We start from the raw sequence: 26,912 nt of genomic DNA, 5'->3' as shown, positions 1-26,912 counted from the left end.
GACCTAGGCTGGGAGCGTGACCCGTTCCCGGACCCGCGCCTCCCGCTTCCGGAAGTACGACGGCGGCGACCCGCTCGCCCCACCGGTCGACCTCGCCGAGGCGCTCGACGCCATCGGCGAGGACGTGATGGCGGGCTACTCCCCGGAGCGGGCGATGCGCGAGTTCCTGCGCCGGGGTGGCCGCGACCAGCGGGGCCTCGACGACCTGGCCCGCCGGGTCGCCGAGCGGCGCCAGGAGATCCTGCAGCGCCACGACCTCGACGGCACGCTGCGGGAGGTCCGCCAGCTGCTCGACCGGGCGGTGCTCGAGGAGCGCAAGCAGCTGGCCCGCGACGCGATGATGGACGACGCCGACCGGGCGTTCCGCGAGCTCCAGCTGGAGAACCTCCCGGCCAGCACGGCGGCGGCGGTGAGTGAGCTGGCGTCGTACGACTGGCAGAGCCGGGAGGCCCGCGAGGAGTACGAGAAGATCAAGGACCTGCTGGGCCGCGAGCTGCTCGACCAGCGGTTCGCGGGCATGAAGCAGGCCCTGGAGAACGCCACCGACGAGGACCGGGCGGCGATCGACAGGATGCTCACCGACCTCAACGAGCTGCTCGAGAAGCACCAGCGCGGCGAGGACACCCCCGAGGACTTCGCAGAGTTCATGGGCAAGCACGGCGACTTCTTCCCCGAGGACCCCCAGGACGTCGACGAGCTGCTCGACACCCTGGCCAGGCGCTCGGCCGCCGCCCAGCGGATGCTGAGCTCGATGACGCCCGAGCAGCGCCAGGAGCTGATGGAGCTCTCGGGCCAGGCCTTCGGGTCGCCGGCGCTGATGGAGTCGCTCTCGCGCCTCGACGCCAACCTCCAGTCGCTGCGGCCCGGCGAGGACTGGGGCGGCTCGGAGCGGTTCGAGGGCGAGGAGGGCCTCGGCCTCGGCGACGGCACCGGCGCGCTCCAGGACCTCGCCGAGCTCGACGCGCTCTCCGAGCAGCTCTCCCAGTCCTACGGCGGCGCCCGGATGGACGACCTCGACCTCGACGCGCTCGCCCGCCAGCTCGGCGACGACGCCGCGGTCGACGCCCGCACCCTGCAGGAGCTGGAGCGGGCGCTGCGCGACAGCGGCACCGTCAAGCGCGGCTCCGACGGGCAGCTGCGGCTGACGCCCAAGGCGATGCGCCAGCTCGGCAAGGCGCTGCTGCGCGACGTCGCCCGGCGGATGTCGGGACGCCAGGGGCAGCGCGAGATGAACCGCGCCGGCGCGGCGGGCGAGCGGTCGGGTGCGACCCGCGAGTGGCAGTTCGGCGACACCGAGCCGTGGGACATCCCGCGCACCGTGCTCAACGGCATGACCCGGCGTGCCTTCGAGGGCGGCGGCCCCCGGATCACCATCGACGACGTCGAGGTGCAGGAGACCGAGGCCCGCACCCAGGCCGCGGTCGCCCTGCTCGTCGACACGTCGTTCTCGATGGCGATGGACGGCCGCTGGGTGCCGATGAAGCGCACCGCGCTGGCGCTGCACACGCTGATCCGCTCGCGGTTCCGCGGCGACCACCTGCAGCTGATCTCGTTCGGCCGGCACGCCGAGGTGATGGAGATCGAGCAGCTCACCGGGCTGGAGGCGATGTACGACAAGGGGACCAACCTCCACCACGCGCTGCTGCTCGCCAACCGCCACTTCCGCAAGCACCCCAACGCCCAGCCGGTGCTGCTGATCGTCACCGACGGAGAGCCGACCTCGCACCTCGAGCCCGACGGCCAGGTCTACTTCTCCTACCCGCCCCACCCCCTCACGGTCGCGTACGCCGTGCGCGAGCTCGACGCCTCGATGCGGCTCGGCGCCCAGACCACGTTCTTCCGCCTCGGCGACGACCCCGGGCTGGCCCGGTTCATCGAGTCGATGGCCTCGCGGGTCGACGGCAGGGTGGTCGCACCCGAGCTCGGCGACCTCGGCGCTGCGGTGGTGGGTTCCTACCTCGGCGGCCGCACCGGTGGCGGTGGGTCCGGCGGGTTCGGCGGGGGCTACGACGGGTGGTTCGGCAGCCGGGGCTTCTGGGTCGGCGACTGAGGGCTGCGCCTAGGCTGGGCGGCGATGCCAGCGCCCGAGTCCTTCCGCCGCGGGCTGCGCCTCGGCACGCCCTTCGCGGTGGCCGGCCTGCTGCTGTCGGCGTCGTTCGGGGTGCTCGCCGTGCAGACCGGGCTCTCGGCCTGGCAGGCCGTCACGATGTCGGCGGTGGTGCACGCGGGCTCGGCCCAGTTCGCGATCCTCTCGGTGCTGGCCAGCGGCGGAGGCTTCCTGCCCGCGGTGGCGGCGGCCGGACTGATGAACGCGCGCTTCCTCGCGATGGGGATGGCGCTGGCGCCCTCGGTGCCGGGCCGCCCGCTGTCGCGAGCGGTGCAGGCCCAGGGCATGGTCGACCCGTCGTGGGTGCTCGCCGATCGCCACGACGGCACCTTCGACCGGTGGCTGATGTTCGGCGCCACCCTCCCGCAGTACGTCACCTTCGTCACCGGCACCGCGCTCGGCGCTTTCGGCGGTGACCTGCTCGGCGACACCGACCGGTTCGGGTTCGACGCGGTGTTCCCCACGTTCTTCCTGGCCCTGCTGATCGTCGAGCTGCGCCGGCCCGAGTCGCGCTGGGTGGCGGTGGTCGGTGGTGCGGTCGCGCTGGCGCTGGTGCCGTTCGCGCCTCCGGGCGTGCCGATCCTCGCCGCGGCCGTCACCGCCCTGGTCGGGCTCGCACCGTCGAGGGTGGCGCGGTGAACCTCTGGGTGCTCATCGGCGTGGTCGCCGTGCTCACGGTGGTGCTCCGGGCCCTGGGCCCCGTCGTCCTCGGTGGCCGCGACCTGCCGTCGCGCTTCGACGGCGTGATCGTGCTGCTGGCCGGGCCGCTGCTCGCCGCGTTGGTGGTGGCCTCGGCGCTGGCCGAGGGCCGTCAGCTCCAGGTCGACTCGAGCACGGCCGGCGTGGCCGTGGGCGGCGTGCTGCTGTGGCGCGACGTGCACGTCGTGGTGGCCGTCGTGGTCGCCGCGGCGGTCACGGCCGGCCTGCGGGCGGTGGGGCTGCCGTGAGCGACCTCACGACCACGACGCTGGTGCTCCTCGGCCTGGCCGCGCTGACGGCGGGGTTCGTCGACGCGGTCGTGGGCGGCGGCGGGCTGGTGCAGCTGCCCGCGCTGCTGCTCGGGCTGCCGCAGGCGAGCCCGGTCACGATCCTGGCCACCAACAAGCTGGCGTCGTTCTCCGGCACCAGCGTCAGCTCGATCACCTACTACCGCCGGGTCCGGCCCGACCCGCGCACCTTCCTGCCGCTGATGGGGCTCGCCCTGGTCGGGTCGTTCCTGGGGGCGCTGGTCGCGAGCCAGGTGCCGCGCGAGGCGTTCGAGCCGATCGTGCTGGTCGCCCTGGTCGTGGTCGGGGCCTACGTCGTGCTGCGGCCCGGCGTCGGCGCCGAGACCGTGCTGCTCCACAGCGGGGGCCGCCACCTCGGCACCGCGATGGTGGTCGGTCTGGCGATCGGCTTCTACGACGGCGTGCTCGGCCCCGGCACCGGCAGCTTCTTCGTGATCGCGCTGGTCGGGCTGCTCGGCTACAGCTTCCTCGAGGCCTCGGCCAAGGCCAAGATGGCCAACTGGGCCACCAACCTCGGCGCCCTGCTGCTGTTCGTACCCCAGGGCGCGGTGATGTGGCGGCTGGCCCTGGTGCTGGGCGCCTGCAACCTGGTGGGCGGCTACCTCGGCGCCCGGGTTGCGGTCTCCCGAGGCGCCCGGTTCGTGCGCGGGTTCTTCATCGTCGTCGTCACCGCGTTCGTCGTGCGGATCGGCGGCGACGTCGTCGGGGTGTGGTGAGCCGCGGGGGCAGCGTCGGAAAAAAGCCGCACGACGAACGGCGCCCCGCGCGCTAGGTTCACGCCATGACGGCGGCGACGGGTCCCCGACGGTGGGCGAGGTGACCCCGAGCTGGGTCACCGCGTTCCTCGACCTGCCCGCCGCCGGGCACGAGGCGTCGGTGGGCTTCTGGCAGCGGGTCACCGGGCACGCCCTCTCGGCGCCGCGGGGCGACCACGACGAGTTCGCGACCCTGGTGCCGTCCGCGGGCGACGACCACCTCCGAGTGCAGCGGGTCGGCGACGGCCCGCCCCGCGTCCACCTCGACCTGCACGTCCCCGAGGTGGCGGCCGCCGCCGAGGAGCTGGTCGCGCTCGGAGCGGCCGTGACCGACGACGCCGGCGACCACCTGGTGCTGCGCTCCCCGGGCGGCCTGCCGTTCTGCCTGGTCGACCGCCCGGCCGCCACCCGGTCCGCGCCGCGCACCTGGCCGGACGGGCGGGTCTCGGAGGTCGACCAGGTCTGCCTCGACGTCCCACCCGGTCGCTACGACGCCGAGCTCGACTTCTGGTCCGCCGCCACCGGTTGGCACCGGCGCGACCCCGCCCCCGGCTCGGAGTTCGGTCGGCTCACCCCCGACGACCGGCAGCCCGTCCAGCTGCTCCTCCAGCGGCTCGACGACGAGGAGCCCGCGGTGCGCGCCCACCTCGACTGGGCGACGACGGACCGCCCCGCCGAGGTCGCCGCCCACGTGGCCGCCGGCGCCGAGGTGGTGGCCACCCACGACGACTGGACCGTGCTCCGCGACCCCGGTGGTCTCGTCTACTGCGTGACCCGGCGGTCGCCCCGGGTCACGGCGCGAACCCCGGCAGGTGCTCCTCGAGGATGGCGCGGAACGGCGCCTCCGCCTCGAGCTGGCTGAGCACGCCGATGCCGCCCACCCAGGTGCGGTGGATGAGCAGGTACGACGGTGGCAGGTTCAGCCGCATCGCCACGGCGTACGACGGGTCGCGGGGGTCGTTGATCCGCTGGAACTGGCCGCGCATCCACTCGCGGGAGAACCGGAACCGCTCCACCAGGGTGGGCTCGACGAACGGCGAGAGGTAGTCGCGCACCAGCTCGGGGTCGAGGGTGATCCGGTCCTTGACGAACCCCTCGGCGCGCAGGCCCTCGAGCAGCGCGGCGGAGTCGCCCTCCTGGGCGACCCGGATCAGCCGGCCCATCGCCTCGGGCAGCCCACGGCTCTCGAGCCGCGCGACCGCGCCGAAGTCGAGCACGGCCAGCCGGCCGGCGGCACCGTCGGGTCCCGGGAGCACCCGGAAGTTCCCGGGGTGGGGGTCGGCGTGGAGCATGCCGGTGCGGCCCGGGCCGGAGAACTGGAAGCGGGTGTAGAGCTCGCCGTAGTGGTCTCGCTCGGCCTGGGTGCCGGAGGCGATCACGGTCGCCAGCGAGCCGGGGCTGTCGACCCACTCGGTGACCAGCACGGTCGCGCCGACGTCGACGACCCCCGGCACCACGATGTCGGGGTCGCCGGCGAAGGCCTCCGCGAAGGTCCGCTGCGCGTCGGCCTCGAGCTGGTAGTCGAGCTCGTCGACGGCGCGGGCCTGCATCTCGGCGACCAGGGGCTTGACGTCGATGCCGGGCACCAGCGAGCCGACGGTGCGTGCCAGGCGAGCGAGCTGGCGCAGGTCGGAGCGGAGCGCCTCCTCGCTGCCGGGGTACTGAACCTTCACCGCGACGTCGCGGCCGTCGTGCCACCGGCCCCGGTGCACCTGACCGATCGAGGCGGCGGCCGTCGGGCCCCCGTCGAGCCAGACCAGCCGCTCCTGCCAGTCGGGGCCGAGGTCGGTGGCGAGGATGTCGCGCACGGTCTGGGTCGGCATCGGGGGAGCGGAGTCCTGGAGCCGGGTGAGCTCGGCGCGGTACGGCGCCGCGAGCTCCTCGGGCAGCGCGGCCTCGAGCACCGAGAGCGCCTGCCCGAACTTCATCGCGCCGCCCTTGAGCTCGCCCAGGGTGCGGAACAGCTGCTCGGCGGTGCGCTGCTGGACCTCGGTCATCACCGACTCGGCCGAGGCGCCGCCGAGCCGCTTGCCCAGCCCGAGGGCGGTGCGGCCGGCGTAGCCCAGCGGCAGCGCGGCGAGCCGCGCGGTGCGTGCCGCGGCCTTGCGTGGGAGGTCCGCCATGCCCCCATCCTCCCCGATGGGACCTGAGCGGTGCTGAGGCACGTGTCGGGGCGCACCCCGGGATGGGTCCCGGGGATGGGTCCCGGCCGACCGGGGGCGGCCGCCCCTCCCGCCCGGGTCGCCGGGACCGCCAGCCTCGGCCCCATGACGAACCAGACCCGGCCACGGCCCCGCCGCGCCGCCCTGCTCCTCGCCACCCTCGCGCTGGTGGCCGCCCCCACCCTGTCGGCCTGCGGTGGCGACGACGAGCCGACCGGCCCCGGCGCCGCCGACGTCGGCGACGACGGTGGCACCGGTGGTGACGAGGGCGGTGACGAGGGCGGTGACGAGGGTGGTGACGAGGGCGGCGGCGAACCCGAGGTGCCCGAGGAGTGCATCGAGCACTTCCCGTTCGCCTACTTCGAGCCCAAGCTCTCCGACGTCGAGATGCTCCCCGCCGACTGGCCGGAGCCGCCGGTCGAGGCCACGCTCTGCCTGACCTCCAGCACCGCGAACGACGAGCAGGAGGTGCTCGACTACATCACCGACTCCGCGCCCGAGACCACGCTGTCGGCGTGGGAGGAGGCCCTGTCGTCGTACGAGACGGCCCGCGGTGAGGACGGCCTCGGCGGCCCGACCCTCGACGGCACCGTCGACGACCAGGTGGGCTTCCGGATCACCGCCGAGGAGGGCGAGTTCAGCATCGTCTTCGTCCGCCAGTGATCCGACGATGACGGTGGCCCGGGCCACCCGGGACGGTCGAACCTGAGACCCGGGACGCGGCGCCGCTCATACTTGCTGCCGTGCTGCAGCGGCGTCCGCCCCCTCCCGGGTCCGTGAGCGCGTCGTGGCGGCTGGTCGCGATGGGCACCTGCGGGCTGGCCTGGGCCCTGGCCCTCGCGTCGCTCGTGCTGCTCGGCGTCAACCGGGACGCGCCCGACTCGCTGGCCTACTGGGTGATGGACGTCGTCTCGGCCCTCGCCTACGGGCTGGTGGTCTGGCTGATGCTGCCCCGGTCGCGACACCCGGTGGCGTGGATCCTGGTGCTGGTGGCGGTCGGCTGCGGGCTCTCCGCGCTGGTAGCGCAGCTCGCCCTGCTCGGGCTGGCCCACGGCGCCCCGCCACAGCTGGTCGGCCTGCTCGTGACCGCCGGTTCCTGGGTCTGGGTGCCGGGGACTCTCGGCTCGATGGCGGTGCTGCCCTGGTTGGTGGTCCCGGGCCGGCGCCCGCCCTGGACCCGGGTGGTGCTGGCGGTCGCCGTCGCGGCGATCGTGGTCGCCACCCTGGCGACCGCGCTCTCCCAGCACCCCTACGTCGACAACCCGCTGGCGATCGCCGAGTCGGGCAGCGCCGTGCAGCGCGTCTTCCACCACATCGGGGCGTGGCCACAGCGGCTGTGCGTGGTGATCGGGTTCGCCGGAGCCGGGTGGCTGCTGGTGCAGCGCCGCCGGCTGCGCGGCGACGCCGGCCGCGGTCTGGGGTGGCTCGTGGTCGGGGAGCTGTTCATGAACGCGGCCTTCGTGCCGGTGGTCTTCCTGCTGGCGATGGGGCCGCTGATGGTCGAGGTCAGTGGCCTCGCCCTGGTCGTCGCCCAGCTCTTCCTCCCGGCGGCGCTGCTGGTGGTCGTGCTCGGCCAGCAGCTGTGGGGCGTCGACGTGACGGTCAGCCGGGTCACCCTCTGGGCGCTGCTGACCGGCGCGCTGGTGATCGGCTACTCCGCCCTGGCCTGGGGGCTCGGGCACCTGCTGCCCGGGTCGCGGCAGGTCGCCGGGCTGCTGGCGGTCGGGCTGGTGACCGCGCTGGGTCAGCCGCTGCGCCACTGGCTGCAGGCCCGGGTCGACTCGCTGGTCTACGGCCAGGGCGCCGACCCGGTGCGCCTGCTGCGCGCCCTCGACCGCGACGAGCCGACCGGGCGCCGGACCAGCCTGGAATCCCTGGTCGACGCGCTGCGCCGTGGCCTGCGACTGGGCGGCGTGCAGGTGCGCAGCGTCGACGGCCACCTGGTCGTGGGGTCGGGGCGGCTCGCGCCGGACGTGGTCGCCGTGCCGCTCCAGGTGGAGGGACGCCGCCTCGGCGAGCTCGTCGCATCGGCGCCGCCGGGCCAGCGCGTCGACGACCGGACGTCCCGCCAGATCGAGCAGATGCGTGGCGTGATCGGCGTGGCCCTCGAGCTGGCCCAGGCCAACCAGCGGCTCGAGGCGGCGACCGACCGGCTGCTCGAGGTGCGGATGGAGGAGCGCCGGATGCTGCGCCGCGACCTCCACGACGGCATGGGCCCGGCGCTGGCCGGGGTGGGTCTCGGCCTGGCCGCGGCGCAGCGCCGGCTGCGCCACGACCCCGACGGCACCGCCGAGCTGCTCGCCGAGCTCGCCACCGAGGTCGAGCGGCGCACCGACGACGTGCGGCTCCTCGCCCGCGCCATGCTCCCCGCCCAGCTCGACGACGGCGACCTGGGCGACGCCCTGGCGGTGCTGGCGGCGCGATTCGCCGGGAGCGGGCTCGACGTCCGGGTCGACAGCGAGCACCTCGGCCGGGTCGACACCCGCCACCAGCTCGCGACCTACCACGTGGCTGCCGAGGCGGTCGTCAACGCCTACCGGCACGCCGGCTGCACCCGGGTCGACGTCTCGGTCGCCACCACGCCCGACGGCGTCGTGCTCAGCGTCGTCGACGACGGGACGGGCATCCCCGACCAGCACCGGCCCGGGGTCGGGCTGCGCTCGATGCGCGAGCGGGCCAGCGAGCTGGGCGGCTCGCTCGAAGTCGGCGCCGGCCCGGGTGGTCGCGGCACCGTGGTCCGGATGGTGCTCCCGTGACGACCTCCTCGACGACCACGGCCCGGGCCGCGACCGTCGTCCGACGCCGACCAGGGCGACCCGTGACGGCCGCGCTGGTCTGCCTGGTCGCCTGGAGCATGTCGCTGACGGCGCTGGGCCTCGAGCTGGGTTTCGGGCTGCTCCCGGCCGACGACCCCGGCTACTACGCCGATCCCGTCTACTTCAGCCTCGACGTGGCCATGGGCCTGCTGAACGCCCCGGCGGCCGCGCTGGTGCTCGCCCGCTCCCGGCACGTCGCCGGCTGGCTCGCCGCGCTGGTCTCGATCGGGTTCGCCGCGGCCGCGCTGTCGCTGACCGTGGCCCTGCTGGCCCAGGAGCGCGGCGGAGTCGCCGGGCTCGGCTTCTGGGCCCACGGCTTCTCGTGGCTGTGGATCCCCGGCTCGTTCCTGGCGGTCACGGTGCTGCCCTGGTACCTCCGCGACGACGCCCCCGGCCCCCGGGCCCGCCTGATGGGCAGGGTCGGCGCCGCGCTCACCGCGACGGTCACCCTCGTGGCCGCGACGCGGCAGCAGGACGGCGCGCCCGCCAACCCGCTGGCGCTCGACTCCGCCGGGCTCGAGGCGGTGGGCCAGGTCGCGATGGTCGGCCTGGCGGTGGTGGGCACCGCCGCGGTGGTGCACCTGGCCCGGCGCTCCCGCGACGAGACCGCCGAGGCGCGCCGGGCGCTCGCCACCTTCGCGGTCGGGCTGGGCGCGCTGGTCGCGTCGTTCACCGTGCTGACCTTCTGGCCCGAGGGCGCCGGCCGCGACGTGGTGACCGCGCTGGCGGTGCCGGTGCTCTACGTCTCCCAGATCTTCATGCCGCTGGCGATCGTGCTGCTGGTGCTCGGCGCCGGCCTCTGGGGCGTCGACGTCGCGGTCTCGCGGGCCACGGTCTGGACCCTGCTCACGGGCGGCGTGGTCGCGCTCTACCTGCTCGTGGTCTGGCTGGTGGGGAGGGTCCTCCCCGTCGACGACGAGGTCGCCGGCCTGCTGGCGGCCGCCTCGCTGGCGCTGGCCGTGCAGCCGCTGCGCACCTGGCTGCAGCGCCGGGTCGATCGCATCGTCTACGGCAGCGACAGCGACCCGGTCTCGCTGCTGGCCCGGATGGGCGAGCAGCTGCGCGGCGGTCGGGGCAGCGGCACCCTGCCGGCCCTCGTCGACAGCCTGCGGGCCGGGCTGCGGCTGGGCGCGGTCGAGGTGATCGCCCACGAGGCGCCGGCCGTCTCGGCCCGCTCCGCGGGACGCGGGGTGCGCGAGCGCAGCGGCCACGACGCCGTGGTGCTGCCCCTGGTCGTCGAGCACCGCGAGATCGGCAGCCTGCTGCTCCAGGCCCTGCCCGGTCAGCGGCTCGACCTCCGCACCGTGCGGATCGCGCGCCACCTCAGCGACGTGGTGGCGGTCTCGCTCGACCTCGCCCAGGCCAACCAACGCCTGCGGGCGGCCTCGCAGCGGCTCGGCGAGGTGCGCCACGAGGAGCGCCGGATGCTGCGCCGCGAGCTGCACGACGGACTCGGCCCGTCGCTGGCGGGCGTCGGGCTGGCCCTGGCCGCGGCCCGCCGCCGGCTGGCCCACGACGTGCCGGGCACCCTCGAGCTGCTCACCGGGCTGGAGACCGAGCTGGCCCGGCGCACCGACGACGTCCGGCTGCTGGCCCGGTCGCTGCTGCCCGCGCAGCTCGACGAGGGCAACCTGGCCGAGGCACTGGGCGTGCTCGCCCAGCGGTTCGCGGGCTCCGGGCTGCGGATCGGGACGGAGTGCGAGGCGGAGGGCCTCGACACCCGGCACCAGATCGCGATCTACCACGTCGCCGCCGAGGCGGTGCTCAACGCCTACCGGCACGCCGGCGCGAGCCGGGTCGACGTCGAGGTGACCAGCGAGGGTGGCGGCGCCGGCGACGACGGCCGGGAGGCCGCGGTGGTGCTGACGGTGACCGACGACGGTGTCGGGGTCGCGCCCGACCACCAGCCCGGGGTCGGGCTGCAGTCGATGCGCGAACGGGCCGACGAGCTCGGCGGGACGCTCACGGTGACGAGCGGCCCGGAGGACAGGGGGACCCAGGTGAGGATGGTGCTGCCGTGACCGCGGAGCGGATCGAGGTCGTGGTGGTCGACGACCACCCGGTCTTCAGGATCGGGATGTCGGCGCTGCTCGACGAGATGGAGCAGGTCCACGTCGTCGGGCAGGCCGCCAGCCAGGCCGAGGCCGTCGAGGTGGTGCTGGAGCACCGACCGCAGGTCGTGGTGATGGACCTCGACCTGGGCGGCGGCTCGGGCGCCGAGGCGACCCGCGAGATCCTCCGGCACGCGCCGGACACCGGGATCCTGGTCGTGACGATGTTCGGCGACGACGATGCGCTGTTCGGTGCGATCAAGGCCGGCGCCCGCGGCTACCTGGTCAAGGGCGCCGGACCCGACGAGGTCGAGCGGGCGGTGCGCGCGGTCGCCGAGGGCTCGGTGATGCTCGGGCCCCAGGTCGCCGGCCGGGCGGTCGCGTTCCTCACCGGCGCGCGCAGCGCGCGCGGGGGTGAGTTCGCCGAGCTGACCGAGCGCGAGCGCGACGTGCTCGAGCTGCTCGCCCGCGGCCACGACAACACCACGATCGCCCGGATGCTGGTGCTCACGCCCAAGACGGTGCGCAACTACGTCTACGCGATCTTCACCAAGCTCGACGTCAACGACCGCTCCGCGCTGGTCGTCAAGGCCCGCGAGGCCGGGATCGGGGTCAGCCGGCCCGAGGGCTGACGCCCGGACGATCGGGGTCGTCGGCCCCTGTCGTCGGGACGGGCCGGAGGCCGACGGTGGTCACCCCGGCGCCCGCCGGGCCGCCGCCACGACCCCCGGGAGGCCGAGCCATGACCACGCCCACCGTCCGCGACAGGCCGCTCGACGTCGTACCGCCCCGGCGGGTGACGTGGTGGCCGCTGTGGGGTGTCCCCGCCGGGGTGCTCGGGCTCGCCGCCGCAGCGCTCGACGACGGCGCCGGCGGGAGCGCGACCGGGGCGGCCGCCGCCTCGTGCGGATTGCTCGCCGCGATCTGCCTGATCGTGCTCGGGGCCCAGTGGCGTCGCCAGGTCGAACGCCGCTTCGACGGCTCGGCCGCCGCGCCCGTGGTCGGTGCCGGGCTGCTCTTCTCCGCCGTCGCGCTGGCGCTGGCCCAGGCCTGGGCGGCCGCGGTGCCGGTGGCCTGGCTGGGCGTGCTCACCGGGGGTGCGGCGCTGTCGTGGATGGGCTGGCACGAGCACCTGGTCTCCCGGGCGCTCGGGTCGTTCACCGGCGTGGTGTCGCTCGCGGTCGCCGTCGCGGTGCCACTCACCGAGCCCGGCCTGCTACCCCTGGTCGCCGGCCTGGAGCTGGTCGTCGTCGCCGGGTGGCTCGCTCTCGGGCGCGGTCCGCTGCAGAGCCTGGTCTGAAGGGCCGGGCGGTGTCCCGGGCGGGTGTCCCTGCCCGCGTCCCCAGCCGTGTCCCAGCCGCGTCCCCGAGGACCTCGGCGGTGCGACCCGGGCGAACGAGGACTCGCACCCCTGCCCCCGGTGCCGCCCTCCCGCCGACGCTGGTCCTCGCCGCGGCACCGTGCCGCGGCCCGGCCCAGCCGCAGTGCCCCACGAGGAGAGCGTCCATGGCAACCGTCGCCACCGGCCACGAGGAGAGCGACACCGTGGCACCGACCCCGCGGTTCCGGGCCTGGCCGCTGTGGGCGGCCGGCTCAGGGGCGCTCGGCTTCTTCTGCACGGTGGTCACCGACACCCGGGCCGGGGACACCTCCGACCCCGACTACATGGTGACGGTCGCCGACATGGCTGCCCTCGACCACGTCTGGTTCCGCGTGGGCGGCATCGCCGGCTACTTCGCCGTGGCCGCGATCCTGGTCTTCGCCGCCCTGTGGCACCGCCGGGTCGCCCAGCGGTTCACCTGGTCGCTCGGCGCGCCCATCGTCACCTACGGCTTCATCGCCTCGGCGGCGGCGCTCAGCCTCGCCTACGGCTGGAAGGGCGCGCTCGGGGACTACCTCCACGGCGCCGCCGAGGAGGGCACCTTCGACGACCAGGGGCTCTACGTCTACTACGTGATGCACGACTTCAGCCCCTACATCGGCTGGGTGCCGGTCACGGTCGGCCTGCTCGGCCTGGCCTGGATGGCGTTCCGCGAGCGTCTGGTCTCGCGGGCCCTCGGCGGGGTAGCCGGCTTCTTCGCGCTGCTCCTGCTCGGCGCGGTCGCGGTGACCGGCGTGCCCGGCCTGCCCTTCGCCAGCTCGCTGGTGCTGGTCGTCGTCGGCACCTGGCTGGCGGTGGGCCGCAGCCCGATCACCAGGGAGGCGCTGGTCTGAGCCCGGCTCTTCCTCCCCGCTGTCCCACCACCCCATGAAAGGCACCACCATGCACACCTCATCCCGCTGGCTGCGCCGCGCCGCCGTGGTCGCGGCCGGAGCCGCGACCGTGACGACGCTGGGCGCCGCACCGGCGTTCGCAGCCGACACCTCGGCGCCGTTGCTCGTCGTGAGCCTCCCGGAGGGCGGCTACGCCGAGACCTGGTTCAGCAACGACGTCACCGTCGGCGTGACCGCCGTCGACACGGGCCTTCCGCCGTCCGGCGTCTCGAGGGTCACGGCCACCTACTCGGGCGCGACGACCGGCAGCTTCCTGGTGGAGTTCCCCTCCGGCTCGGTCACGATCAAGAACGAGGGCACCACCAACATCACCGTCGTGGCCCGCGACCAGCGCGGCAACGAGACGACCGTGACCAAGACGGTGAACATCGACCGCACCGCGCCCTCGATGCCGGTCCCGGAGCGACTCACCACCGGCGTGCCGTTCGCCCAGGACGAGGCCTTCGTCCTCAGCTACGGCTGCCAGGACAGCGCCGTGGGGGTCAAGGAGTGCACGGTCGCGGGCGTGCCGTCCGGCTCGCGCATCGACACCAGCACGCTCGGGGACCACACGCTGACGTTCCGCACCGTCGACCACGTCGGCAACGCCCGGGTGAGCAGCGTCCCCTACCGGGTCGTCGACGACCAGCTGGTGGTCAGCTCGGCGCCGACGATCAGCGGCACGCCGTCCTACGACCAGGTGCTGACCGCGGGCGCCCCGGGTGTCACCCCGGCGCCGAGTGCCGTCGCCTACCAGTGGATGCGCAACGGACAGCCGATCGCGGGCGCCACCGGGACGCAGTACCGCATCGTGCTCGACGACCTCGGCAAGGCGATCACCGTGCGCGCGACCGCCAGCCGCCCGGCCTGGCAGGACGCCGTCACGACGTCGCAGCCGGTGATGGCCGTCGCCGGCACCATCGGCCTGGCCGCGCCCACCCTGGCGGGCCAGCCGCTCGTCGGCTCCTCGCTGCGCATCGAGCACGGCAACCCGACGCCGGCCACCGCGACGCTGGCCTACCGCTGGCTGCGCGACGGCACCGAGATCGTCGGCGCCAGCGGCCGCACCTACACGCTCACCTCCGAGGACATCGGCCACCGGATCGCGGGCCGGGTGCTCGCCACCGCCGGCGGGCACGCCAACGGCTCGTTCACCACCGCCCAGACCGAGCAGGTCGCGCTGCGCGGCATCGCCATGACCGGGGAGACCGCGATCCGCGGCAGCCTCACCGTCGGCAGCGTGCTCACCGGCGTGGCCCCGACGTTCGAGCAGGTGCCCGGTTGCACGCTCACGTGGCAGTGGCTGCGCAACGGCAGCCCGGTGCTCTCGGCCACGTCGCCGACGTACACGCTGGGAGTCGCCGACCTCGGGGCCCGGATCTCGCTGGCCGTCACCGCCTCGGCCCCCGACCACCTGATGGTGGGCTCGACCAGCCCGCAGTCCGGGGCGGTCAAGGCCCTCACCCCCGGGCTCCGGGCCACCGCCAGGACGAAGGGCAAGGGCAAGGCCAAGGTCACGGTCACCGTGGCGACGCCCGGCCTGCGACCGACGGGTGCGGTCACCGCGAGCCGCGGCGGCAAGGTCGTCGCCCGCGGGAACGTCTCGGCCACCGGCCGGGTCGTGCTCACCCTCAAGCGCCAGCCGAAGGGCAAGCGGAGCTACGTCGTCCGCTACGCCGGGGCGCGGGGCATCGCCGCCCGGATGGTGATCGTCAAGGTGAGGATCAAGTAGCCCCCAGGACCGCACGGGAGAGCGGGTCACCCACGGTGCGCGGCGTCCGCGCTGCGCACCGTGGGTCGGCGGACCGCCTCCCGGCGCGACACGACGCAGGGCCCCGGGAGGATCCCGGGGCCCTGCGTCGTGTCGTGCTGGGGTGCTTCGCGGGGGGTCAGGCGACCTCGGCGAAGCTGGTCGCGCCGACGGCGTCGCGCAGCGTGGCGAGCGCCTTGCCGAGCAGGCGTGAGACCTGCACCTGGCTGACGCCGAGCTGCTCGCCGATCTCGCTCTGGGTCAGGTCCCGCACGAAGCGCAGGTGGAGGATGTGTCGCTCCCGCGCCGAGAGGCGGGCGAGGGCGGGGGCCAGCAGCGCCCGGACCTCGGCGAGCTCGGTGCTCTGCGAGGCGTCGGGCAGCAGGTCGCCGCGGGTGCTGGACCCGTCGGCCAGCGGCTGCACGTCGAGCGAGTCGGGGGAGAAGCAGGTGTCGAGGCTCAGCGCCTCCGACACCTCCGCCACCGGCAGGTCGAGGAGCTGGGCGATGTCGTGCTCCGACGCCGGCCGGCCGTCCTCGCGGGGCGGCACGGTGTCGCGCACGGCGCTGACCTTGGCCCGGACCTCCTGCACCCGGCGGGGCGGGCGCACGGTCCAGCCGTGGTCGCGGAAGTGGCGGCGTACCTCACCGGTGATGGTGGGGACGGCGAAGGTGAGGAAGTTGTCCGACTTCGACGGGTCGAACCGGTGCGCGGCCCTGACCAGGGCCAGGCAGGCCACCTGCTCGAGGTCCTCGAGCGCGATGTCGCGGTTGCGGTAACGGCGGGCGACGGAGCGCGCGACGCAGGCGTTGATCTCGATGATGCGATTGAGGATCGCGTCGCGCTCCCCCTCCTCGCAGTCGACGAGCTCGGCGAACAGGCGGGCGGTCTCGTCCTCTCGGGCAGCACGCTCGTGCTTCCAGGAGGAAAGAAGTGCGGCTGAACTGGACATGCCCCTACTCCTTCCCGGCCCTGACCTGCGACGAAACGGGCTGGGCGCCGATCACCTCCCCAGGGGTGGGCTGGCGGTCTAGACCATCCACCCCCACGGGCGGTTGAAGGGTGAACGACGACGGCGGCCGGGGCGACGACCCCCCCGCTGCAGCGAGGGGGCCGTCCGCGCGACCACGGGTCGCGCCCCGGCACGGCGTGCGGCGTGTCACAGGAGACACCCGACGCGAGCCGTGGCTACACGTTGCCCGTCTGCGCCCGGCGGCATCCGCCCGAGCGAGGATTCGTGGTCAGGGGAGGGGGTCGTCCGGGGGTGGGAAGCCGTGGACCAGGCACCAGGCGACCGCTTGGGCGCGGGTCTGCACGCCGATCTTGGCGTAGGCGCTGCGGATGTAGCTCTTGATCGAGTTGATCGAGAGCACCAGCTCGCGGGCGATGTCCTGGTTCGACACCCCGTGCGTGATCAGGGTCAGCACGTCCACCTCGCGAGCGGTCAGGCCCGCGCTCTGCCCGAGCGGGTCGATGGGCTCGGAGTCGGCCACGCCGAACGCGAGCCGCTCGACCGCGTCGACCAGCTCGTCGGAGTCGGCGCTCATCGACACCCAGGCATCGGCGCCCAGGGCCAGCGCCCGGGCCCGGAGGTCGGGGCGCAGGTCGCGGCTGACGACCAGCACCTTGGCCCGGGTCTGCTCGACGAGGTGGCGCAGGTCACTGCCGTCGGTGCGGTGGAGCCCCAGCACGTCGTAGAGGGCCACGTCGACGCCGGCCAGCGACATCCACACCCGGGGCAGCCGGACCTCGTGCACCCGGTCGGGGTGCTCGGCGAGCATGGCGGACAGGCCGTGGGTCATCACCGCCTGATGACCCACGATCGCGACGCCAAGGGGTTGCTGGACCACGGGCCCCACCCTTTCGCACTTCGCTGACCTGCGGCAACGTGGACCGCACGCCCGAAAGGGTGAATGTTGACAGTCAGCTGGTGCAGAGGCAGAACGGGTGGCCGGCGGGGTCCACGAAGACCCGGAAGGTCTCGCCCGGCTGGTGCTCGTGACGGGTCGCACCGATCGCCAGCACCTCGGCCTCGGCCCGGTCGAGGTCGGGCACGACCACGTCGAGGTGCAGCTGCTGGGGCACGTCCTGACCCGGCCAGACCGGAGGTCGGTAGTCGGACACCTGCTGGAAGCTGATGCAGCTGCTGCCGTCGGCGGGCCGGACCTCGGCCCAGTCGCCGTCGTCGCTCACCTCCCAGCCGAGGAGGGCACCGTAGAAGCGCGCGAGCAGGCCCGGGTCGGGGCAGTCGTAGACGAAGCTGGGGTGTCGGGCGATGGTCATGCCCGGCACGTTAGCCCGACCCGGCGACGTCGGTCTCCCGCTGCCGCTCGGGGTCGAGCAGCCGCATCACCGGGGTCGCGAGCACGCCGTGCACGAGCACCGACGCGACCACCGTGAACGCCACCGTCGACCAGAGCCAGTCCTGGGCGAGGACCGGGTGCTCGCCCGAGGCGTAGGCGAGGTAGAAGATCGAGCCGATCCCACGGACGCCGAAGAACGCCACGGCCCACTGCTCCCGCCGGCTGAGGCCCCCGGTGTGGTGGTCGGGCCTGGCCCACGGCCGCAGCGCCGCGATGCCGGCGAGGGGGCGCACGACGAGGATCAGCGCGACCCCGATGGCGACGCCGCGCCAGTCGAGGGCGTCGAGCAGGCCGCGGGTCAGCGCGATGCCGAGCACGAGCAGGACGAACAGGGTCAGCAGCCGCTCCAGCCGCTCGGCCACCTCGTGCATGGCGGCGTGGTAGTCGTGGGAGCGCTCCGCCGAACGGAACGTCATCGCGCACGCGAAGACCGACAGGAAGCCGTAGCCGCCCGCGACCTCGCCCAGCCCGTACGACGTCACCAGCGCGGCCAGCGTGAACAGCGACTCGCCACGCTCGGCGACCCGCAGCGACCGGCTGTTGGAGCGGAACGCCGCCCAGGCCAGCACCCGGCCGACGAGGATGCCCACCGCCACCCCGGCGAGCACCTTGAAGAGCAGGTCGATCCCCACCCACTCCAGGACCCAGCCCGAGACCGCGCCCTCGGTGGCGAGCAGGATCGCGGCGTAGACGAACGGGAAGGCGAGGCCGTCGTTGAGGCCGGCCTCCGAGGTCAGGGTGAACCGGATCTCGTCGTGCTCGTCGACCTCGTGGTCGTCGCCGGTCTGCGGTCCCGCGACCTGCACGTCGGAGGCCAGCACGGGGTCGGTTGGGGAGAGCGCGGCGCCGAGCAGCAGCGCGGCGGCCGGCGCGAGACCGGCCCACCACCCCAGCAGCGCGACCGCGGCGATCGTCAGCGGCATGCCGATCGCCAGCAGCCGCCAGGTGGGCGCCCAGGACCGCCAGGTCGCCGGGTTGCGCACCTCCAGCGGCCGGTCCAGGGCCAGGCCCACGCCCATCAGCGCGACGAGGACGACCAGCTCGGTGACGTGCTCGATGGCGGCGCGGTTGGCCTGGGGGTCGATCGGCATGCCGTCGGGCAGCGGGGTCAGCCCGATCACCATGCCCACCCCCACCAGCACCATGGGCGCGGAGACCGCCCAGCGGTCCAGCAGCGTCGGCAGGACGACGGCGAGCAGGAGGCTGCCGCCGGCGACGACGTAGACGAGGTCGGCGGTCACGTGCTCCAGTACCCCGCCGCCGACCGGCGACCCGGGCCGGCCCTTGACGGATTGGCTAATAGTGTTAGCGTATGGCTAACAACCTTAGCCACAGGAGCGGACATGACCGAGCACCTCGACCTCGACGGCGGCACCCTCGCCTACGACGTGACGGGCACCGGGCCCCTCGTCGTCCTCGCCCACGGGATGGGCGACAGCCGTGCCGCCTACCGGTTCGTCGTCCCCCGCCTCGTCGCCGCCGGCTACCGGGTCGCGAACGTCGACCTGCGCGGTTGCGGCGAGTCGAGCACCGGCTGGCCGTCGTACACGCGCACCGACGTGGCGGGCGACCTCATCGCGCTCGTGCGACACCTCGGCGGGCCGGCCGTGCTGGTGGGCCACTCGTTCGCCGGCGGTGCGGTGACGATCGCGGCGGCCGATGCGCCCGACCTGGTCGAGGGGATCGTGGAGCTCGGCCCGTTCACGCGCAAGCAGTCGGTGCGCCTGGGCGACCTGCGCGTCGCGAGGTTCCGCAGCGGCATGACCCGGCTCGCGATGACCGGCCTCCTCGGCAGCGTGCCGTGGTGGCTGCGCTACCTCGAGGTGGCCTACCCCGGGGACCGTCCTGCCGACTGGTCCGCCCAGGTGGAGCGGATCCGCACCTCCCTCGCCGACCCGGGCCGGATGGCCGCGCTGCGCCGGATGGGGCGGTCGGCGCCGACCGACGCCGGCGCCGCGCTGGCCCACGTCCGCTGCCCGGCGCTCGTGGTGCAGGGCTCGCTCGACCCCGACTGGGCCGACCCGCGGGCGGAGGGCGAGGCGATCGTCGCCGCGCTGCCCGACGGCCTCGGTGAGCTGGCGATGGTGGTGGGGTCGGGGCACTACCCCCACACCCAGCACCCCGAGGCGACCGTCGCCCTGCTGCTGCCCTTCCTCGCGGCGCACGCCCGTGCCTAGGGCCGGGCTCGACCCCGACGTCGTCGCGGCGGGCGCGGCGGCGCTCGCCGACGAGGTCGGGCTCCCGAACGTGACGATGGGGCTGCTCGCCGAGCGACTCGGCGTGCGGTCGCCGTCGCTCTACAAGCACGTCGACGGGCTCGCCGACCTGCACCACCGGGTGGCCGTGCTCGCCCTGACCGAGCTGGGTGACGCGCTGCGCGACGCGCTCCAGGGACGGGCCGGTCGCGACGCGCTGGCCGCCGCCGCCACTGCGATCCGCGGCTTCGCCGTCGCCCACCCCGGCCGCTACGCCGCCACCGTGCGCGTGGACGTGCACGCCCCCGACGACCCCCTCGCCGCCGCCGGCGCCCGGGTGCTCGACTCGCTGGCCGCCATCCTCGCCGGCTACGACGTCGACCCGGCCGACACCGTGCACGCGCTGCGGCTGCTGCGCAGCCTCTTCCACGGCTTCGCGGTGCTCGAGGCCGCCGGCGGCTTCCAGCTCGCCACCGACGTCGACGACAGCTTCACCTGGCTGGTCGAGTTCGTCGACCGCGGGCTGCGGGGCTAGGCGTCCCCGTCAGGCGGTCGCCGGGAACTTCACCCCCGTGTTCGCGTGGCACCGGTAGCCGTGCGGGTTCTTGGCGAGGTACTGCTGGTGCACGTCCTCGGCGTAGTAGTACGTCGGGGCCGGGAGGATCTCGGTGGTGATGCTGCCCAGCCGCCGGGTCTCGAGCTCGCGACCGTAGATCGCGGTGAGCTCGCGCGCGGTCCGCTCCTGCTCGGGGCTGGTGACGTAGATCGCCGAGCGGTACTGGGTGCCGACGTCGTTGCCCTGGCGCATGCCCTGGGTGGGGTCGTGGACCTCGAAGAACAGCTTGACCAGGTCGGCGTAGGAGACCTTCGCCGGGTCGAAGACCACCCGCACCGCCTCGGTGTGGTTGGTGAGGCCCGAGCAGACCTCCTCGTAGGTCGGGTTGGGGGTGGTGCCGCCGGCGTAGCCCACCGACGTCGACCAGACGCCGTCGAGCTGCCAGTAGATCTCCTCGGCGCCCCAGAAGCAGCCGAGCCCGAAGATCGCGACCTCCATGCCGGCCGGCGCCTCGTCGGTGACGAGGGGCGTGCCGAGGACGAGGTGCTTGTCGCCGAGGTGGAACGGGCGCTCGGTGCGACCGGGCAGGGTCTGCTGGGGCTCGACGAGCGAGGTGTTCTTGCGACCGAACAACGGGACCTCCTGGGTGGAGCGGGAACTGCTGGCAAGTGTTGCAACACCGCGGGCGGCGCGGACGTTCCCCTCGCGAGCGGGCGCGCCCGGCGGCGTACTAGCCTCGACGGATGGCCGCCCAGGAGCACACGAGCAAGAGCGGGTTCGAGACGCGTGCGATCCACGCGGGCTACGACCCCGACCCCACCACCGGCGCGGTGATCCCGCCGATCTTCGCCACGTCGACCTACAAGCAGGACGGCGTCGGCGGGCTGCGCGGCGGCTACGAGTACAGCCGGTCCGGCAACCCCACCCGCACCGCCCTCGAGGGCAACATCGCGGCCCTGGAGGAGGGGGAGCGCGGCTTCGCCTTCGCCTCCGGCCTGGCCGCAGAGGACACCCTGGTGCGCGGGCTGCTGGCCCCCGGCGACCACGTGGTCTTCCCCAACGACGCCTACGGCGGCACCTTCCGGCTCTTCGACAAGGTCGAGCGGCTCTGGGGCATCGACCACACGCCGGTCGGGCACGCGCCCGAGGACGTGCGGGCGGCGATCCGGCCCGGCACCACCAAGATGGTCTGGGTCGAGACGCCCACCAACCCGCTGCTCAACATCGTCGACATCGAGGCGGTCGCCGCGGTGGCCCACGAGGCGGGCGCGCTGCTCGTGGTCGACAACACCTTCGCCTCGCCGTACCTCCAGCAGCCGCTGACCCTGGGCGCCGACGTCGTCGTGCACTCCACCACCAAGTACTGCGGCGGCCACTCCGACGTCGTGGGCGGTGCGGTCGTCGTCCGCGACCTCGACCTGGCGGAGCGGATCGCCTTCCACCACAACGCCATGGGCGCGGTGGCGGGGCCGTTCGACTCCTGGCTGACCCTGCGCGGCCTGCGCACGCTCGCGCTGCGCATGGAGCGGCACAGCGAGAACGCCGAGCGCGTGGTCGAGTTCCTCACCCGCCACCCGGCGGTCTCGCACGTCTACTACCCCGGCCTGCCCGACCACCCCGGCCACGAGGTCGCGGCCCGGCAGATGAGGCGGTTCGGCGGGATGGTGTCGTTCCGGGTCACCGGCGGCGAGGCCCAGGCGCTGGCGGTCTGCGAGCGCGCCGAGGTCTTCACGCTGGGGGAGTCGCTCGGCGGGGTCGAGTCGCTGATCGAGCACCCCGGCCGGATGACCCACGCGAGCGTGGCCGGCACCGAGCTCGAGGTGCCGAGCGACCTGGTGCGCCTCAGCGTCGGGATCGAGACCGCCGACGACCTGATCGGCGACCTCGACCGTGCCCTGCACGGTGCTGCGGCCCCGGATAGCCTGACCAGGTGAGCGACGACGCGCCCCGGCCCGCCCCCTCGGGCCAGGAGCACGAGCGGATCACCCGGCGGCTCGCCCAGCAGTGGGCGGTGATGCGCGACGAGCGCCGCCAGCCCGCGCCGCCGCCCCCGATCGAGGCCGGTCCGTCGAACTTCCGCCGGGCGGAGGTGCCGTACGGCGTCGACCTGGCCGCGGCCTGGTCGTGGCGCTTCATCGTCATCGTGGGGGCCGCCGCGATCGTCGGCTGGACCCTGGCGTTCTTCTCGGTCGCCGTGGTGCCCGTGGTGGTGGCGCTGCTGGTCTCGGCGCTCGTGGTGCCGCTGGTCGACTGGCTCACCCGGCTCGGGCTGCCGCGCGGGCTGGCCGCGATCCTGACCGTGGTCACGACCATCGCCGGCATCGCCGCGCTGCTCACCTTCGCCGGCCAGCAGGTCGCCGAGGGCGCCAACGACCTGGCCGACTCGGTGGTGCAGGGCCTCGGCGAGATCCGGCAGTGGCTCAAGGACGGGCCGGTCGACGCCAGCGACTCCCAGATCAACGACTGGATCAAGCAGGCCCAGGACGCGATCACCGACCGCTCGCAGGACGGCGCGATCGTCGGTCAGCTCACCCAGGTCACCGCCACCCTGGGCCACGTCTTCGCCGGCTTCTTCATCGTGCTGTTCTCAACCTACTTCTTCCTCGCCGACGGCGAGCGGATCTGGTCGTGGATCGTGCGCCTCTCGCCCCGCGCCGCCCGGCGCCGGGTCGACACCTCCGGCCGGGTCGCGTGGATCTCGCTGACCCAGTTCGTGCGGGCCACGGTGATCGTGGCCGCGGTCGACGCGATCGGCATCATGATCGTCGCCGCGATCCTGCAGGTGCCGTTCGTGCTGGCCATCGGCGTGCTGGTCTTCCTCGGCGCGTTCGTGCCGCTGGTCGGCGCCACGGTGGCCGGCTCGGTGGCGGTGCTGGTCGCGCTGGTCGACCAGGGGCCGATCACGGCGCTGCTGATGTTCGCCGGCGTGATCCTCGTGCAGCAGGTCGAGGGCCACGTGCTCCAGCCGTTCCTGCTCGGCCGCTGGGTCTCGCTGCACCCGCTCGGGGTGATCCTGGCGCTCGCGGTCGGCATCCTCGCCGGAGGCATCGTGGGCGCGCTCGTCGCCGTCCCGCTCGCCGCCGCGCTCAACGCCGTGGTGCAGCACCTCGCGTCGTACACCGATCCCGGCGACGACCCCGTCGAGGAGCTGGAGGAGGACTTCGAGGAGCTGCCACCGGGCGACGACGACCCGGCCCCGCAGGCGACCGGCGACCACCCCGACGACGGGGCGGTCGGTGGCTGACCCCACGGTCGGGGTCGGCCTCGACGAGATCCGCGCCGCGCGCGAGGTGCTGCGCGAGGTGGTGATCGAGACCCCGATGGAGCAGTCGCGCTGGCTCTCCGCGCTCGTCGGCGGGCCGGTGCAGCTCAAGTGCGAGAACCTCCAGCGCACCGGCTCGTTCAAGGCCCGCGGCGCCTACGTGCGCATCTCCCGGCTCACCCCCGAGGAGCGCGCCCGCGGCGTGGTGGCGGCCTCGGCGGGCAACCACGCCCAGGGCGTGGCGCTGGCCGCGCAGCTGCTCGGCATCCGGTCGACGGTGTTCATGCCCGAGGGCGCGCCCATCCCCAAGGAGCGCGCGACCCGGGGGTACGGCGCCGAGGTGGTCTTCGAGGGCGCGTACCTCGAGGAGTCGCTGGCCGCCGCCCGCCGGTTCGCCGACGAGACCGGCGCGGTGCTCATCCACCCCTTCGACCACGTCGACGTCGTCGCCGGGCAGGGCACCGCCGGGCTGGAGATCCTCGAGCAGGCACCGGACGTGCGCACCGTGCTGGTGCCCACGGGCGGCGGTGGGCTGCTGGCCGGGGTCGCGATCGCGGTCAAGGCGCTGCGGCCCGACGTGCGGGTCGTGGGCGTGCAGGCCGCCGGCGCGGCGGCGTACCCCGAGTCGCTGGCGCAGGGCCGGCCCGTGGCCCTGGCCGCGATGAAGACGATGGCCGACGGCATCGCGGTGGGGTTGCCGGGCGAGGTCACCTTCGCGGCCGTGCGCGACCACGTCGACGACGTGCTCACCGTCTCGGAGGACTCGCTCTCCCAGGCGCTGCTGGCCCTGGTCGAGCGCGCCAAGATGGTCGTCGAGCCGGCCGGCGCGGCCGCGGTGGCGGCGCTGCTCGACCAGCCGACGGCGTTCGAGACGCCGGCGGTCGCCGTGCTCTCCGGTGGCAACGTCGACCCGCTGCTGCTCGGCAAGGTGATCCGGCACGGCATGGCCGCCGCCGGGCGCTACCTCAACCTCCACGTCACCGTGCCCGACGCGCCCGGCGCGCTGGCCCAGCTGCTGTCGGAGGTCGGCGCGACCGGCGCCAACGTGCTCGAGGTCGTGCACGAGAGGATCTCGCCGCGGCTGCACCTCGACGAGGTCGAGATCCACATCCAGCTCGAGACCCGCGGCGAGCCGCACTCCGACCAGGTCGTGAGCCGGCTGCGCGGCCGCGGCTACTCCGTCGAGCAGTAGCCGCCACGACACCGGCCCGCCGTCCGGTGGACGACGGGCCGGCGCTGGGCACGGGGGCGGTCAGCCGGTGAAGGGCACCGCGTCGAGGATGACGACCTCGAGCTTCTTGCCGTTGGGCGCCTCGTAGGAGACGGTGTCGCCCTTCTGGTGGCCGTTGATGGCCGAGCCGAGCGGCGACTGCGGCGAGTAGACGGTGAGCCCCTCGGGCTCGATCTCGCGGGCGCCGAGGAGGAACGTCTCGGCGTCGGAGTCGTCGTCGCCCACGAACTTGTAGGTGATGACCATCCCGGGCTCGACCACGCCGTCGTTGGGAGGGGTCTCGCCGACCTCGGCGCGACGGAGCATGTCCTCGAGCTGACGGATCCGCCCCTCGATGCGCCCCTGCTCCTCGCGGGCGGCGTGGTAGCCGCCGTTCTCCTTGAGGTCGCCCTCGTCACGCGCGGCGCTGATCCGGGCGATCACCTCCTGGCGCTTGGGGCCCTTGAGCTCCTCGAGCTCGGAGGTGAGCTTGTCGTGGGCGTCCTGGGTCAGCCAGACCGTGGCCTGATCGGCGGACTGCGTCATGGTGCAACTCCCTGCACTCGGGTGGAACGGAACGGTGGATCGGATCGTGCTGTGGTCGGACGTCCGGCGCCGGGCAGGTAACCCGGAGAGGATGGCCCGAAACAGGCCGGGACCCCGGTGTGACGGGGTGGGGCGGCGGCTCGTCCCGGGACGGCCCCGCGGGACGTCAGATTCGTCGATGGTAGCAAGCGGGCGCGACAACCGCAGGTCGCGCGGCGGGTGCCCTCAGCGGGGCTGCTTCTGGTCGGCCGTGGTGCACCCCAGCGACTCCACCGCGGTGGCTCGGCGCTCGGTGCGGATCTGCTGGGTCTGCCGGCGGGTGCCGGGGTCGGGCGTGAACGACACCTCGCCGACGGTGCTGTGGTCCTCGGCCAGCGCGCGCAGCCGGCAGGTCGCCTCGACGTCGTCGTCGCGCAGCGAGACCACCACCACCGCGACGGCGGCGTGCTCGCCCTCGATCGTCCAGGTCTCCAGCTCGGAGGTCACCTCGGGGGTGCCGTGCCCCCACGCGGTCCACGCCAGCCAGCCCAGGAACGCCGCCACCACGGCGGCGGCGACCAGCAGCAGCGCCCGGCGCCGCCACGGGGCCGGGGCCCCGTAGCGCTCGGCAAGGGTGTCCTGCGCGCTCACCCGGCCAGCCTGCCACCTACGATGTCGACCATGGAGCACGACCCCCGCGCCAAGCCCCGGGCGGGGTACCGCCTGATGCACGTGCACGCCCACCCCGACGACGAGTCGAGCAAGGGCGCCGCGTCCACCGCGATGTACGTCGCGCAGGGGGTCGACGTCCACGTCGTCACCTGCACCGGCGGCGAGCGGGGCTCGATCCTCAACCCCAAGATGGACCGCCCCGACGTCCTCGCGAACATCAGCGAGATCCGCCGCCAGGAGATGGAGCGGGCCCGCGACATCCTCGGCGTCCGCCAGGACTGGCTGGGCTTCGTCGACTCCGGCTGGCCCGAGGGCGACCCGAAGCCGCCGCTGCCCGAGGGCTGCTTCGGCCTGGTGCCGCTCGAGGAGGCCGCGGCGCCGTTGGTGCGGCTGATCCGCGAGTTCCGGCCGCACGTGCTGACGACGTACGACGAGCGCGGCGGCTACCCCCACCCCGACCACGTGAAGTGCCACGAGATCAGCGTGGAGGCGTTCCGCGCCGCCGCCGACCCGGAGCGCTACCCCGAGCTGGGCGAGCCCTGGCAGGTGCTGAAGCTCTACTACCACCACTCGTTCAACCGCGAGCGGATGCAGCGGCTGCACGACGCGATGGTCACGCACGGGCTGGAGTCGCCGTGGGCGGAGCGGCTCGCGGAGTGGGAGCCGGAGCCGGAGTGGGACGCCCGGGTCACGACCAAGGTGCCGTGCAGCGACTTCTTCGGCGTCCGCGACCAGGCCCTGCTGGCCCACGCCACCCAGATCGACCCCGACGGCATGTGGTTCGCGATCCCGCGCGAGCTCCAGGCCGAGGTGTGGCCCACCGAGGACTTCGAGCTGGTCACGAGCCACGTGGACGCCCCGGTGCCCGAGGACGACCTGTTCGCGGGGATCTCCCTGACCGACTGACCGGGGCGCCTGAGAGGATGGGGGCATGTTCCTCGTCGCCGTCGCCTCCGAGCTCGTGACCGCCGTGCTGGCGGCGTCGGACCCCGTGCCCGAGGACGAGGACGTCAAGGCGGGCTGGATGGCGTTCGCCATCTTCCTCGGCCTGATCGTCGCCGTGGTGCTGCTGGGCATCAGCCTGACCCGCCACCTGCGCACCGTGCGCCAGGCCCGCGACGACGGCGTCTACGGCGACGCGCCGCCCGCCGACGACGCGGGGGACCAGCAGCCGCCCGTGGAGCAGCCCCCCGTGGATCGGCCCCGCCCCGACGACCGCCGCTGACTC

Annotated in this window: 27 protein-coding genes; 19 read left to right on the top strand and 8 right to left on the bottom strand. The window is 74.3% G+C overall.

Going from position 1 to position 26,912, the window contains the following annotated elements; genetic code table 11:
- Positions 1–16 precede the first annotated feature (16 nt).
- The 5 genes from JT721_RS02930 (at position 17) to JT721_RS02910 (ending at position 4,731) form a co-directional block, all read left to right on the top strand.
- Positions 17–2,050 carry a VWA domain-containing protein gene (locus JT721_RS02930; RefSeq protein ID WP_205471398.1) on the top strand — a complete coding sequence of 678 codons (2,034 nt, stop codon included), beginning with the start codon at positions 17–19 and terminating at the stop codon, positions 2,048–2,050.
- 24 nt (positions 2,051–2,074) lie between these two features.
- A complete protein-coding gene (locus tag JT721_RS02925) occupies positions 2,075–2,746 on the top strand; it encodes an AzlC family ABC transporter permease (protein ID WP_205471397.1) in 672 nt (223 codons plus the stop codon).
- Positions 2,743–3,054, top strand: coding sequence for an AzlD domain-containing protein (locus JT721_RS02920; RefSeq protein WP_205471396.1), 312 nt, complete (start codon positions 2,743–2,745; stop codon positions 3,052–3,054). Before JT721_RS02925 ends, JT721_RS02920 begins: the two co-directional genes overlap by 4 nt.
- Positions 3,051–3,830, top strand: coding sequence for a TSUP family transporter (locus tag JT721_RS02915; RefSeq protein WP_205471395.1), 780 nt, complete (start codon positions 3,051–3,053; stop codon positions 3,828–3,830). The genes JT721_RS02920 and JT721_RS02915 overlap by 4 nt, the downstream gene beginning before the upstream one ends.
- Before the next feature lie 100 nt (positions 3,831–3,930).
- Positions 3,931–4,731, top strand: a complete 801-nt coding sequence (locus tag JT721_RS02910) for a VOC family protein (protein ID WP_205471394.1) — start codon at positions 3,931–3,933, stop codon at positions 4,729–4,731.
- On the opposite strand, the gene JT721_RS02905 is transcribed toward JT721_RS02910, so the two are convergent.
- Positions 4,661–5,992 carry an AarF/ABC1/UbiB kinase family protein gene (locus JT721_RS02905; RefSeq protein WP_205471393.1) on the bottom strand — a complete coding sequence of 444 codons (1,332 nt, stop codon included), beginning with the start codon at positions 5,990–5,992 and terminating at the stop codon, positions 4,661–4,663. The genes JT721_RS02910 and JT721_RS02905 overlap by 71 nt on opposite strands.
- Positions 5,993–6,136: 144 nt before the next feature.
- Between JT721_RS02905 and JT721_RS02900 the strand changes: the two genes are divergently transcribed.
- The 7 genes from JT721_RS02900 (at position 6,137) to JT721_RS02870 (ending at position 14,883) form a co-directional block, all read left to right on the top strand.
- Positions 6,137–6,694: a hypothetical protein gene (locus tag JT721_RS02900; RefSeq protein ID WP_205471392.1), complete on the top strand. Its 558-nt coding sequence runs from the start codon at positions 6,137–6,139 to the stop codon at positions 6,692–6,694.
- A gap of 80 nt (positions 6,695–6,774) precedes the next feature.
- Positions 6,775–8,787 (top strand): ATP-binding protein, encoded by a 2,013-nt coding sequence (locus JT721_RS02895; protein WP_205471391.1) that lies wholly within the window; start codon positions 6,775–6,777, stop codon positions 8,785–8,787.
- Complete coding sequence (locus JT721_RS21570; protein ID WP_205471390.1) at positions 8,784–10,868, top strand: ATP-binding protein; 2,085 nt, start codon at positions 8,784–8,786, stop codon at positions 10,866–10,868. The genes JT721_RS02895 and JT721_RS21570 overlap by 4 nt, the downstream gene beginning before the upstream one ends.
- Positions 10,865–11,530 (top strand): response regulator transcription factor, encoded by a 666-nt coding sequence (locus tag JT721_RS21565; RefSeq protein WP_205471389.1) that lies wholly within the window; start codon positions 10,865–10,867, stop codon positions 11,528–11,530. Before JT721_RS21570 ends, JT721_RS21565 begins: the two co-directional genes overlap by 4 nt.
- Positions 11,531–11,640: 110 nt before the next feature.
- Positions 11,641–12,198 carry a hypothetical protein gene (locus JT721_RS02880; protein WP_205471388.1) on the top strand — a complete coding sequence of 186 codons (558 nt, stop codon included), beginning with the start codon at positions 11,641–11,643 and terminating at the stop codon, positions 12,196–12,198.
- A 206-nt stretch (positions 12,199–12,404) separates the two neighbouring features.
- On the top strand, positions 12,405–13,112 hold the full coding sequence (locus JT721_RS02875) for a hypothetical protein (RefSeq protein ID WP_205471387.1): 708 nt from the start codon (positions 12,405–12,407) through the stop codon (positions 13,110–13,112).
- A gap of 49 nt (positions 13,113–13,161) precedes the next feature.
- On the top strand, positions 13,162–14,883 hold the full coding sequence (locus tag JT721_RS02870; RefSeq protein ID WP_205471386.1) for a hypothetical protein: 1,722 nt from the start codon (positions 13,162–13,164) through the stop codon (positions 14,881–14,883).
- A 157-nt stretch (positions 14,884–15,040) separates the two neighbouring features.
- Here the strand turns inward: JT721_RS02870 and JT721_RS02865 are convergent, their stop codons facing one another.
- The 4 genes from JT721_RS02865 to JT721_RS02850 form a co-directional block, all read right to left on the bottom strand.
- Positions 15,041–15,853 carry a sigma-70 family RNA polymerase sigma factor gene (locus JT721_RS02865; RefSeq protein ID WP_205471385.1) on the bottom strand — a complete coding sequence of 271 codons (813 nt, stop codon included), beginning with the start codon at positions 15,851–15,853 and terminating at the stop codon, positions 15,041–15,043.
- 289 nt (positions 15,854–16,142) lie between these two features.
- Positions 16,143–16,751 (bottom strand): response regulator transcription factor, encoded by a 609-nt coding sequence (locus JT721_RS02860; protein WP_307827861.1) that lies wholly within the window; start codon positions 16,749–16,751, stop codon positions 16,143–16,145.
- 73 nt (positions 16,752–16,824) lie between these two features.
- Entirely contained in the window at positions 16,825–17,184 is a 360-nt protein-coding gene (locus JT721_RS02855) for a VOC family protein (protein WP_205471384.1), read from the bottom strand.
- A 10-nt stretch (positions 17,185–17,194) separates the two neighbouring features.
- On the bottom strand, positions 17,195–18,505 hold the full coding sequence (locus JT721_RS02850) for a sodium:proton antiporter (protein WP_205471383.1): 1,311 nt from the start codon (positions 18,503–18,505) through the stop codon (positions 17,195–17,197).
- 102 nt (positions 18,506–18,607) lie between these two features.
- Here JT721_RS02850 and JT721_RS02845 point away from each other — a divergent pair, with 102 nt between their 5' ends.
- Together JT721_RS02845 and JT721_RS02840 are read left to right on the top strand one after the other, a co-directional pair.
- The gene (locus JT721_RS02845; protein ID WP_205471382.1) at positions 18,608–19,441 is read left to right on the top strand and encodes an alpha/beta fold hydrolase; all 834 of its coding nucleotides are present in this window, start codon (positions 18,608–18,610) and stop codon (positions 19,439–19,441) included.
- Entirely contained in the window at positions 19,434–19,994 is a 561-nt protein-coding gene (locus JT721_RS02840) for a TetR/AcrR family transcriptional regulator (RefSeq protein ID WP_205471381.1), read from the top strand. The genes JT721_RS02845 and JT721_RS02840 overlap by 8 nt, the downstream gene beginning before the upstream one ends.
- Positions 19,995–20,003: 9 nt before the next feature.
- Here the strand turns inward: JT721_RS02840 and msrA are convergent, their stop codons facing one another.
- On the bottom strand, positions 20,004–20,648 hold the full coding sequence (gene msrA, locus JT721_RS02835) for a peptide-methionine (S)-S-oxide reductase MsrA (RefSeq protein WP_205471380.1): 645 nt from the start codon (positions 20,646–20,648) through the stop codon (positions 20,004–20,006).
- Between the two features lie 110 nt (positions 20,649–20,758).
- On the opposite strand from msrA, the gene JT721_RS02830 reads away from it, so the two are divergent.
- Genes JT721_RS02830 through ilvA form a run of 3 tightly spaced genes read left to right on the top strand, consistent with a single transcriptional unit; the run spans position 20,759 to position 24,469 of the window.
- Positions 20,759–21,949 carry a cystathionine gamma-synthase gene (locus JT721_RS02830; RefSeq protein WP_205471379.1) on the top strand — a complete coding sequence of 397 codons (1,191 nt, stop codon included), beginning with the start codon at positions 20,759–20,761 and terminating at the stop codon, positions 21,947–21,949.
- Positions 21,946–23,259, top strand: coding sequence for an AI-2E family transporter (locus JT721_RS02825; protein WP_307827860.1), 1,314 nt, complete (start codon positions 21,946–21,948; stop codon positions 23,257–23,259). The genes JT721_RS02830 and JT721_RS02825 overlap by 4 nt, the downstream gene beginning before the upstream one ends.
- Positions 23,252–24,469, top strand: a complete 1,218-nt coding sequence (gene ilvA / locus JT721_RS02820) for a threonine ammonia-lyase (protein WP_205471378.1) — start codon at positions 23,252–23,254, stop codon at positions 24,467–24,469. Before JT721_RS02825 ends, ilvA begins: the two co-directional genes overlap by 8 nt.
- 60 nt (positions 24,470–24,529) lie before the next feature.
- Here the strand turns inward: ilvA and greA are convergent, their stop codons facing one another.
- Together greA and JT721_RS02810 are read right to left on the bottom strand one after the other, a co-directional pair.
- Positions 24,530–25,033: a transcription elongation factor GreA gene (gene greA, locus JT721_RS02815; protein ID WP_205471377.1), complete on the bottom strand. Its 504-nt coding sequence runs from the start codon at positions 25,031–25,033 to the stop codon at positions 24,530–24,532.
- A gap of 225 nt (positions 25,034–25,258) precedes the next feature.
- Positions 25,259–25,663 carry a DUF4307 domain-containing protein gene (locus JT721_RS02810; RefSeq protein WP_205471376.1) on the bottom strand — a complete coding sequence of 135 codons (405 nt, stop codon included), beginning with the start codon at positions 25,661–25,663 and terminating at the stop codon, positions 25,259–25,261.
- A 30-nt stretch (positions 25,664–25,693) separates the two neighbouring features.
- Here JT721_RS02810 and mca point away from each other — a divergent pair, with 30 nt between their 5' ends.
- On the top strand, positions 25,694–26,590 hold the full coding sequence (gene mca / locus JT721_RS02805) for a mycothiol conjugate amidase Mca (RefSeq protein WP_205471375.1): 897 nt from the start codon (positions 25,694–25,696) through the stop codon (positions 26,588–26,590).
- Positions 26,591–26,615: 25 nt separating this feature from the next.
- Entirely contained in the window at positions 26,616–26,909 is a 294-nt protein-coding gene (locus JT721_RS02800; protein WP_205471374.1) for a hypothetical protein, read from the top strand.
- The last annotated feature ends 3 nt before the right edge of the window (positions 26,910–26,912 follow it).

It is taken from the genome of Nocardioides sp. SYSU D00038, from assembly GCF_016924665.1.
Taxonomy (GTDB): domain Bacteria; phylum Actinomycetota; class Actinomycetes; order Propionibacteriales; family Nocardioidaceae; genus Nocardioides.
This window is presented reverse-complemented; position numbering and strand designations above follow the sequence as displayed.

Coding starts and splice junctions, on each gene's coding strand:
- JT721_RS02865 (WP_205471385.1), bottom strand. CDS start 15,853: ATGTCCAGTTCAGCCGCACTTCTTTCCTCCTGGAAGCACGAGCGTGCT.
- JT721_RS02905 (WP_205471393.1), bottom strand. CDS start 5,992: ATGGCGGACCTCCCACGCAAGGCCGCGGCACGCACCGCGCGGCTCGCC.
- JT721_RS02900 (WP_205471392.1), top strand. CDS start 6,137: ATGACGAACCAGACCCGGCCACGGCCCCGCCGCGCCGCCCTGCTCCTC.
- JT721_RS02870 (WP_205471386.1), top strand. CDS start 13,162: ATGCACACCTCATCCCGCTGGCTGCGCCGCGCCGCCGTGGTCGCGGCC.
- JT721_RS02855 (WP_205471384.1), bottom strand. CDS start 17,184: ATGACCATCGCCCGACACCCCAGCTTCGTCTACGACTGCCCCGACCCG.
- JT721_RS02830 (WP_205471379.1), top strand. CDS start 20,759: ATGGCCGCCCAGGAGCACACGAGCAAGAGCGGGTTCGAGACGCGTGCG.
- greA (WP_205471377.1), bottom strand. CDS start 25,033: ATGACGCAGTCCGCCGATCAGGCCACGGTCTGGCTGACCCAGGACGCC.
- mca (WP_205471375.1), top strand. CDS start 25,694: ATGGAGCACGACCCCCGCGCCAAGCCCCGGGCGGGGTACCGCCTGATG.
- JT721_RS02880 (WP_205471388.1), top strand. CDS start 11,641: ATGACCACGCCCACCGTCCGCGACAGGCCGCTCGACGTCGTACCGCCC.
- JT721_RS02845 (WP_205471382.1), top strand. CDS start 18,608: ATGACCGAGCACCTCGACCTCGACGGCGGCACCCTCGCCTACGACGTG.
- JT721_RS02925 (WP_205471397.1), top strand. CDS start 2,075: ATGCCAGCGCCCGAGTCCTTCCGCCGCGGGCTGCGCCTCGGCACGCCC.
- JT721_RS02800 (WP_205471374.1), top strand. CDS start 26,616: ATGTTCCTCGTCGCCGTCGCCTCCGAGCTCGTGACCGCCGTGCTGGCG.
- JT721_RS02875 (WP_205471387.1), top strand. CDS start 12,405: ATGGCAACCGTCGCCACCGGCCACGAGGAGAGCGACACCGTGGCACCG.